Annotated in this window: 5 protein-coding genes and 1 pseudogene; all 6 read right to left on the bottom strand. The window is 61.5% G+C overall.

Annotated elements, in window-relative coordinates; genetic code table 11:
• Window positions 1-2,422 (bottom strand): glucose/quinate/shikimate family membrane-bound PQQ-dependent dehydrogenase (locus AC1DLB_RS19780; RefSeq protein WP_477785487.1); only part of this gene is annotated, 2,422 nt, incomplete at its 3' end.
• Window positions 2,423-2,665: 243 nt separating this feature from the next.
• Entirely contained in the window at window positions 2,666-3,820 is a 1,155-nt protein-coding gene (locus tag AC1DLB_RS19775) for an alginate O-acetyltransferase AlgX-related protein (RefSeq protein WP_477785486.1), read from the bottom strand.
• Window positions 3,820-5,229, bottom strand: coding sequence for an MBOAT family O-acyltransferase (locus AC1DLB_RS19770; RefSeq protein ID WP_477744383.1), 1,410 nt, complete (start codon window positions 5,227-5,229; stop codon window positions 3,820-3,822). Before AC1DLB_RS19770 ends, AC1DLB_RS19775 begins: the two co-directional genes overlap by 1 nt.
• An 18-nt stretch (window positions 5,230-5,247) precedes the next feature.
• A pseudogene (locus tag AC1DLB_RS19765) lies at window positions 5,248-5,731 on the bottom strand (cell division protein FtsQ).
• Window positions 5,728-6,396: an SGNH/GDSL hydrolase family protein gene (locus tag AC1DLB_RS19760; protein WP_477745571.1), complete on the bottom strand. Its 669-nt coding sequence runs from the start codon at window positions 6,394-6,396 to the stop codon at window positions 5,728-5,730. The pseudogene AC1DLB_RS19765 and the gene AC1DLB_RS19760 overlap by 4 nt, the downstream one beginning before the upstream one ends.
• Window positions 6,397-6,413: 17 nt before the next feature.
• Window positions 6,414-9,687 (bottom strand): cellulose biosynthesis protein BcsC (locus AC1DLB_RS19755; protein ID WP_477785485.1); only part of this gene is annotated, 3,274 nt, incomplete at its 5' end.

The raw sequence follows: 9,687 nt of genomic DNA, 5'->3' as shown, positions 1-9,687 counted from the left end.
ACTTGCTATCAGGCAGCGCGTAAGCGATCACATAATCGCCGCGATCGGGTGACTGACGCGCACCACCCGCGGTGATGACAACGTACTGCTTGCCTGTTTTCGGCGACACATACGTCATCGGGCCACCCTGGCTGCCCACGGGTAGCCGGGCTTTCCAGGCCTCTTCTCCGTTGGCGGAGTTGAAGGCGCGCAGGTAGTAGTCCTGTGTACCGGCGATGAACACCAGGCCGCCCTGGGTGGAGAGCGTACCACCCAGCGTCGGCATGCCGATCGGCAACGGCAGATGCATCTTGATACCCAATGGGCCAGTGTCCTGGACGGTGCCGACCGGCACTTGCCACGCGACTTTCTGGGTTTTCATGTCGATCGCGGTCAGTGTGCCAAAAGGCGGTGCCTGGCAAGGGATGCCGGCAACCGACAGGAAGCGGTTCTTGTTCACTGCATACGGGGTGCCTTTGAGCGGTACTGCGCCCATGCCGGTGTTCAGTGCTTCACCACCGGAAGAGGTCTTGGCATCTTTCTGCGCCGCAATCATCTGGATCCACAGGCCCAGACGCATGTCGTTGACGAAGATAAAACCGTGTACCGGGTCAGTCGAGATACCACCCCAGTTCATCCCTCCCAGCGAGCCCGGGAAGCTCAGCGAGATATCGGTGCCTGGTGCGGTGTACAGCCCGTCGTAACGCATTTTCTTGAACGAGATACGGCAGAGCAGTTGATCGAACGGCGTTGCCCCCCACATGTCCGACTCGGTCAGCGTTTGCGCGCCGATCGCTGGCATGCCCACCGATTTCGGCTGAGTCAGCGAGTAAGGCTCGTTCGGGATGTTCGAGGTTTTGACCGGAACCTCTTCAACCTTGGTCAGCGGCTTGCCGGTGGCGCGGTCAAGCACGAAGATCTGGCCGGCTTTGGTGCCGATCACTACGGCGGGCACCTTGCTGCCGTCGGCTTTGGTGAAGTCGATCAGACTTGGCTGCATGGGCAGGTCGAAGTCCCACAGGTCGTTGTGGACGGTTTGGTAGACCCACTTTTCTTCGCCGGTTGTTGCGTTCAGTGCAAGAACGGAAGCGCCGTACTTGTGGTTCAGTGCCGTACGTTCCACACCGTAGATGTCGGTGGACRAACTGCCCATCGGCAAGAACACGGTGTTCATTACCGGGTCGTAGGACATCGGTGCCCAGCTGTTGGGCGTGCTGCGCACGTAGGTGCTGCCGGCCGCCGGAGCCTGCTTGTCTTCGGGGTTGCCCGGGTCGAATGCCCAGCGCATCTCGCCGGTGACGACGTCGAAACCACGGATCACGCCACCTGGCATGTCGGTTTGGACGTTGTCGGCGACACGGCCGCCGACAACCACGGTGGTCCCGGCCATCAGCGGTGCCGATGACAGCTGGTAATAGGAATCAGGGACGTCGCCAAGACCTGCTTTCAGATCAACCTGGCCGTTGTTACCGAAGCCCTGGCAGAACTCCCCTGTATCGGCGTCCACTGCAATCAGGCGCGCATCGATGGTGTTGGTCAGCAGACGGCGCTGGCAGTTGGCGCCGGCCGGTATCGACACGGGTTTGACAGGTGTGCTGCCGTCAGCAGGCTGGGCGAGCGCAGCGGTAGCGTCGAAGTAGGCGATACCGCGGCAACGCTGCCAAACACGGGTCTTGGCGTTGATCTCGTTCTTCCACAGCTGTTTACCGGTATCGGCATCCAGTGCGATGAGGTTGTTGTGCGGGGTGCAGATGAACACCTTGTCGCCAACCTGCAACGGTGTCATCTGATCTTCGGCGCCATTGCCGTCGCTGATCGCGATGTCCCCGGTATTGTAGGTCCATGCCGGCACCAGCTTCGAGACGTTGCTACGGTTGATCTGGTCCAGAGCGGCGAAGCGGCCGCCGCCTTCGTCGTTACCGTAGTGTTCCCAGTTTTTCTGGGCCTTGGCGGGGTCGACCTTGGTCAGCCCTGGGCCGTCACCGGTCGGCGAAACAGGGGCATGGGGAACGAACATACCGGCACCACCTGCAACGATGGCGACTGCCAGCACACCGCTCAGAGCGTAGCCACTGCGGCCGCTGGCCAGGCTATTGGCCTTGCGCAGATGGGGGTAGACCAATGCCACCAACAGGCTCAGCACGCCCAGGGCGAACAAGCGAGAGATCAGTGGCCAGAAGTTCAGTCCGACATCCGCCAGCGCCCAAATCACGGTCAGCACCATCACCGCCGCGAACAGCCAGGCACCCTGCAGACGCTGCTTGAAGAGCAGTACGGCAGAGACGATCAAACCGAAACCGGCGAGCAGGAAGTACCAGCTGCCACCCAGCGTGGCGAGGTAGCCACCACCGGTTGCGAAGAATAATCCAAATACCAGCACACCGAAGGCGACGACCCAGATGGGCCAGCGGCTGACGGATGCCGAAGGTCGAGACTTAGTCATGTTGCATGATCCTACTGACGCATGAACGTTTGTGGGGAGGGTTAAGAGCAGTGAAGGCAAGTCTGAAAATAGTTGTTAACTATTTGGTTAATTGCGCAAAGATATCAAAAAAAGCGAGCCCTGCGACAAATTGTCATTTGCCGGAAAGGAGAAACACTGTTGCGAAGATGGTAACAATCGAGAGAAATGCCCTGCACACGCGGGGCGAGCTGGCGAAGATTGCCTTCAGCCAGGTGTGATTGCCTACCGCAAAGAGCGATAGGCAATGGGGTCGACGTACGCCGATTGCAGGTCCCGCTCCGGGATTTCCCAGATGATTTGCTTTGGCGGCGTTTCTTTGGAAGCCGGGTTGTTGAGGTAGCTGTTTGCAGCGCCAGAGAACGCTCCACCGTCTTTGGCGAAGTTACCCACGGGGGCGCCCAGTGCCTGCTGCAGAAACCCTGCGAAGTTGGAGTTGCGTGAGAATGAAGTGCCGATGAGCGCGGTGTTGGGGAGGTCGGCATCGCCAAAAAGGTCTGCCTCAGTGTCAGGGTTGGCGGCCGACGCAACGGGAATTTCGTGGGTGCTGGTTTGGGCGACCATGTCGGGTGCGGGTTGCCATTTGAGCGGCAGCCAGTCGATTCCCGCCAGATGGACCAGATCGCCAGGTCGAACCGCGAGCGGGGCATGACGTTCATTGAACGACCTGCTTGGCGTGGCGCTGATGCCCAGGGTCTTCAGGCRCTGTGTGATGGCATCGGCCGCCGTTTTCGCGCCGGATTCGCTCCAGTGCGTATCGGTGCGCAACCAGGCACTGGCCCCCAGTGGCGTCAGCGCCGCGGTGAGGTCCAGATTCGACACGCCGCCCGCATCCAGCTTTGAGGTCCAGGCCTGGATGCGTCCTTCGAGAGCGGCTGGGCGATGCAGTGTGCAACGCTGCTCGGAAGCGATGCGGCTCTTGTCTGGAACGATGACCACCAGCAGGCTGATACCACGCTGGGAGAGCTGCTGCTTTAGATCAATCACGGCCTGGGCTTTGGCATCGGCATTGCGCTGCGCTTGATGGTTGACCTTGAGCTCATCGGCCAAAAACAACCAGCCAGGACAACCTGAGCGAACCCTCGGCCCGGTGTCACTGAGGAGCAGCCAACTGACTCCGCGCTCCAGCTTGGCGAAGGTCGTGGGGAGGTGAGCGTTCGACAGTTCCTTGGCGAGTCGATGAGTGATATCGCCGTCAAGAATCTGCGAGGTCTGCACTTCACCGGGTAACAGTGAGATCTGCCCTGAAACGATCAGACGGCCAGAGGACAGCAGTCCGACGAACAGGAATATCAGCAGCGCCACGCCTGCCAACCGACTGCTGCGAATCGCCAAATCATCTGGCTGAGTAGGGAGCGGGGGAGGCTTTAGGGTTGTCATCAGAATTGGAAGTACAGGAAGGGTACGGTTTCGCGACTGGCGATCAGTGCGAACGACAGCATGAAACCGGCGATGGGCCAAAGGGCGGTGGTGTGGAGCAATAGGCCGCCCAGTCGTTTCTCACAGTAAGGGTGCAACAACGGTGCAACGACACCGAACACCCCCAGCAAACCCGCAAGGCCGTGTACCGGGCGTAGGATCGCGGACAGTTCGTCACCGAGGGCAATGCCCTGCAGGCCGAACTGTCCGGCATACAGGCTCAGCGCGCTATGAAAGTCGGGGGCGCGGAACAGTGTCCAGGCCAGGCAGACGAACAGCAGGGTCAGCCCATGGGAAAACACTGGCTGTAACGGGGGCAGGGTAGAGCTGTTCCAGACACGATTCACACACAACGCAATGCCATGGGCGCTGCCCCACAGCAGATAATTCCAGCTATCGCCACCGTGCCAGAGGCCGGCGATAGCCATGATCAGGAACAGGTTGCGATAGGTTTTCCAGGTGCCGTTGCGATTACCACCCAGCGAAATATACAGATAGTCACGCAGCCAGCTGGACAGCGACAAATGCCAGCGGCGCCAGAAGTCCTGGATGCTGTTGGCCAGATAGGGACGGTTGAAGTTCTCGGGAAAGTGGAAGCCCAGCATCAATCCAAGACCAATGGCCATGGCGCTGTAGCCGGCGAAGTCGAAGAACAGTTGCAAGGAGTAAGCAAGGCAGCCGATCCAGGCGTCAGAGAAACTTGGGTTCTGCACATTGAACGCCACATCGACCACCGGCGACAGGGTGTCGGCCACCAGGACCTTCATGCTCATCCCGACCATGAACCGGCGTGCGCCCAGCGAGAAATTCTGCCAGTTGAAGTGACGCTGATTCAGCTCACGCCGAACCCAGTCATAGCGAATGATGGGACCGGCGACCGAATGGCCGAACATCGAAATATAGGTGGCGTAATTAATTAAGCTGCGTTCGGCCGGCACGGTGCGGCGGTGTACATCCACCAGATAGGAAATCGCCTGCAAGACGATAAACGATAGCCCGGCCGGCATGATGACTCGCTGCCAGTCCAGCGGCATGGCGCCAGACCAGGCAAGGGCATCGATCAACGTACCGGCGACGATGTTGGCGTACTTGTACCAGCACAGCACCGCCGTGTTGAGCACGATCAATGTCACGAGTAGCCGCACGCGGCGCTTGTCTTTTTCCCGCAAGGCGTCAATCAGCAAGCCGCCGGCCCACGCCGTGATCGTTAGCACCACATGCACTGCGAGGAACCGAGGGCTCAACCAGCCATAGAACAGCCAGCTGCCGATCAGTAACGTGACGTTGCGCCAGGCGGCTGGGCACACTGCATAGCTGCACAAGAACAGCGGCAGGAACAACGTCAGAAACTCGAGAGAGGCAAAAACCATGGTGGTGGCGCGATCCGATCAGTGKGCCAGGACGTCAGTCGCGAGCAACAGGTGCGGGCCATTTGCACCAGGCAGCAGCACAACGCTGTAGCGCTCGCCGGCCTTGAGCTGGCCCAGGTCAAGTGGCGCACCGACGTTGGTTTGGGCGCAGACCAATTGAGCCTTGAGCGCTGTCTGGCAAAGCGATCACACTGGCGAATTCCCCTGCTGCCACCTGGATGTCCAGTGGCTGGCTTTTGCCGTTGCGTTCCAGGGTGCCCTTGATCGGCTGGTTGGCGGGCACGGGCAGGTAGTCGGACACGGCATTCGCTCCCTCGAGTCTGAGGCTGGCCTGCGAGCCTTCGGCCAGCAGTTGCAAGGGGCGGTCGGCGGCGTTGATAAAGCGCAGGAAGGCCGAGTCTTGATCCGGGCCCGTCGGGTACAGGGCAATGTCGGCGGCCTGGGCGTGCAGGCTCAGCATCAAGGGCGCGAACAGCGCCCAGCCACATGTGGATCGAGTCATTTGCCGGCTCCTGTGCTGCTGACGGTATTGGCGGGCAACTTGGCCAACGCACCACCAATCGCAGTGCCCCAGGCTTGATAACCGGCGACGGTAAAGTGCTGCCCATCGGTGGTGATCCACTGCCCGGGTTTGGAGAACGTCAGCGAATCGATGTAGGTGCAAGGCGCCACGTTCGCGGCTAAAAACTGCGACATCAACTGGGTGCGGGCATCATTCTTCTGGTACATGCCACCGGCTTTGCCCCAGGCCGGGCCCACCCAGGCGCAACGGGTCCCGGTGGCCGCGATGGCCTTGGCCAGGCCGGTGACGCTTTGCCATGCCCAGGCCTTCGGAAACACGGGCTTGTCGTAGGACGCCATGGTGTCGCCGATGACCAGTACCACCAGGTCGGGCTTGTCGGCGGCGATCAGGTCCTGGATCGGTGTGGTGGTGGCGTCACGACCCTTGATCACCATCTTGTCGTTGCCTTTGCGCTCGGCACCGCAGTCGACCTTTTTACTGATCAGCCAGTCGCCGGCGCTGGCGCCACAGGCACCGATGGAGTGAACCAGGGCGCCTTGGCGAGTCAGGTTGTCGTGCAGCGGCTCCAGCAAATGGTCCGCGAGGCTCATATGGCTCTCCCCAAGAACAAGGAGCGTCAGGCCGGCAAGGGCAGAAGTGGGCATCGGAAACTCCAGAATGATCAGTTGGAATAAGGTGAGGCGTACGGACTGACCGGCAAGCTCATGGGGCCGCTGATGTCCTCGAACAGGTAACGCAAAGACAGGGCGCCGCTGAATTGTTGGTAGTCGTGGGCGTTGTCCAGGCCCAGATTGGCGCCCAGCAGGAAGTTCGAAGCGACCTTGTATTCAGCCGCTGCGGCGACGCTGTAGCCGATCCCGGTTTTGTTTTGCCCGGCGTAACGCAGGCCCGAGGCCGCCTGCAGGGCTTTGTCGGTCGGGAAATAGTCGACACTGTCTTGCTCGAAATGCTGCACGCCGACCGAGCCCTTGACTTGATACGTCAAGCGCCCGGTGCGTTGTGCCCAGGTCACCGGTACGCCCAGGGCGAAGAACGTCTGCGGACTGAAATAGCCGCCGTGGCCATAGGTGAAATAGTCCTGATTGTTCGCGTAGCTGATGCCGGTCATGCTCAGGCCGACGGTCAGCTTGCTGTCCGTTGCATTTTGCAGGTACCAGTAGATGCCGCTGCCCAGTTCACTGCGGCTGTTGGATTCGACATGGTTGCCCAATAGCTGGTGCCAGGAGGCGTAGCCATAGGCGCCGACTTCGCTGTCGTCATAGCTCAACTGGCCGCGCCCGCCGTTGGCGGTCACACCGCCCCAGGACTGCCCGCTGCGTTTGTCCGTGGTGCCGGCAAACGAGGTGACGCTGTCAGTCACCGGACGCCGGGAAACGCTCACCCCGTAGCGGACATTAGAGGAGTCGCTTATGGGGCGATCAACGCTGATGCCGCCCGTGGCGGTGGAGTATTTGAAGCCGAGCGGGGTGGTGCCGAGATCGGCCTTGAGCCCATCCGCGGGCCGTTGAATAGCGACGGAAAGACCGACACCCTCGGCTTTTTGCGAGCCGGCGCCTTCGCTCTGCGCACCGCTACCGAAGCGCTGCAGTGCTTCGCCGCTGGCACTGCCGGCGTTCAGCGAGACCGGCGTCACGCGCAGGGCGACACGGCTTTCATCCAGCGGGATATTGATTTCCAGCGGCGTTTCAATATCGGTCAGCTTGCTCAACCCCGACTCACTGTTGTTGCTGCGAATGCTCACGCCCTGGGTGACGTAGGCACTGCGCTCCTGAAGGATTTTATTCAGCGCCAGTTGCGCGGGGCTGATGTCTTCACTCACCAGTGCTGCGCGCGGCAGCTGCGACTCGAATGGATTGCTCGCCTGCTGGGGCCTTGGCAGGGCGTCGATGCCAAAAGGGGTGTTAGACCTCACGCTGCCCGGTATTTCCTGAGCCGGTGGCGGGATCGCTGCCAGCAAGGTGTCGCGACTGACCTCGCTACGTGGCCCCGACACCCCCGCAAAAGGGTTGGGTGCCACCGTCGACCCGGCCAGTTGGCCGCTCTGGCTTCTGCGTTTCTCGCTCTGCTCGATGGCCACTGCCTTGCGCAGCAGATCGGTCGCCGTGCCGGTCTTGCCCATGTTCTGGTAAAGGCGGGCGGCCTCGGTCAGCGTTTGAGGGTTGCCGGATTCGGTCTTGAGCAGCTGTTGCAGTGCCTGTTCGGCAAAGCCTGTGTCATGTGCCAACACCGCCGCGTCGGCGGCACCCAACAGCAGTTGTGGGTCGTTTGGCTGACGTTGTAACAGCGGCTTGTAGAGTTCGAGGGCTTTTGTCGTGTCGCCGTTGGCCGAATACATTCGCGCCAGCGCCGCGACGGCGGCGCTGTCACCGGGACGTTGCGCCAGCGCGGGCGCCAGCGTGTCATACGCGCTGGCCAGATTGCCTTGTTCGCGTAGATGGTCAGCCTGGCGGATGCGATAGAGATGGAGCAGGTCGTCGAAACGCTTGCGAGTCGGTGCGTTCAAGGGCTTGTTCTGAAGGTCGCGCAGAATCTCGTTGACCTGGGCGTCTTCCCCGGACTCAAGCAGGACCGCGGCGTATTGCAGGATGAAGTCCGCCGAGGGCGCAGCGGTGTGTTGCAACTGGCCGCGCATGAGGGCCAGCGCTCGGGTCGGCTCGCCGATCTCGACATAGGCCGAGGCCAGGCTCGCCGTGCGATCTGGACTGTTGTTGGCCATCGGCTGAGTACGATCGAGCAAGGTCAGGGCTTCCTGGCGCTGTCCGCGCTTGCCCAACCCGATCGCCTGGCTGAGTTGCAGGTTGAGGCTGACATCAGCGGCCAGTGCTTCCATGTCCGGGGTGCGCTGGTCGGGGCGCAAGCGTCCCAAGGTTGCCTGGGCGGCTTTCCACTCACCCATCTGGACCGACAGCAAGGCGCTGACGTAAAGCGCATCGGCATTGTCGGGGTGGGCCTGGAGCATGGTGTTGATCAGGTCCCGAGCCTTTTGCGGTTCGTCCATTGCCAGGTTCAGGCGGGCCAGGGCGAAACGTGTCCAGATGTTGTCCGGCTCAACGCGCAGCGCGTCTTGCAAGGCGTTGCGCGCAGCGGGCAGGTCGTTGCGTTGTTCGGCGAGGGCGGCCAGTTGCGTCGCGCGCAAGGCTTGCAGGCGTGCGGACTGGCCGGTCTTTGCCTGTCCGGTGGCTGGCAGGCTGTTGATCAGTTGCAGGGCTTCATCGTTCTTGCCGCTCTTGAGTAGCACATTAACCAACCCTTCCTGTGCTCGAGGGTCGTCGCGGCGCAGATTCAAAATCTGCCGATAATTGCGCTGCGCGTCATCGAACTGGCCCGCGCTGGCCTGAATATCCGCCAGGGCGAGGAGAGCATCCGCCCCGTTTGGATTCTGCCGCAGCGCCTGGTTCACCAAGGCCTGTGCCTGGGCTGTCTGGCCTTTGGCCTGGGCATCGCGGGCCTGCTGCAACGCCGACCAGTAGTGCACTTCGTTCAACGCCACTTGCCAGTGGCTGCCGTTGTGTTGTCGCGTGGCCTGACCCAGGAGCTTTTCCGCTTCGGCCAGTCGCTGTTGCTGCTGGCGAATAACCCCAAGGCCGCCGAGCGCGTCAGCGTCATCGGGCCGGGTTTTCAAGCGTGCTTGAAACGCCTGCTCGGCGGTGGCCTGATCGCCTGCTTTGAGCGCCTTCAGGCCGCGCGCGACTTCGGCGGGCGGTTGCCATTCCTTGCTGGCCGTCGTTGCCGGCTGTTGCTTGCCCTTGTTCATCTGCGCGCGGATTTCCACGTCATCCGGATGCGTCTTGAGGTACGCCTCGAACAACGGTACTTGTGCCGGATTGGGCGGACCGATCCAGGTCAGTGCCAGTCGCCAGCTTTCGTCGGCATCACCGGCAATGTCGGTACGCTGGGTCAGCGCGGCCAGTGCACGAATGCCCTCGGCACGGCTG

The sequence above is a fragment of the Pseudomonas sp. 05N434 genome, assembly GCF_056396965.1.
The sequence above is the reverse complement of the archived record's forward strand: the minus strand, read 5'-3'. Positions and strand labels throughout refer to the sequence as shown.

What these genes read in the sequence shown, in the direction of transcription:
- AC1DLB_RS19770 (WP_477744383.1), bottom strand. Translation starts at nt 5,229, where the DNA reads ATGGTTTTTGCCTCTCTCGAGTTTCTGACGTTGTTCCTGCCGCTGTTC.
- AC1DLB_RS19760 (WP_477745571.1), bottom strand. Translation starts at nt 6,396, where the DNA reads ATGCCCACTTCTGCCCTTGCCGGCCTGACGCTCCTTGTTCTTGGGGAG.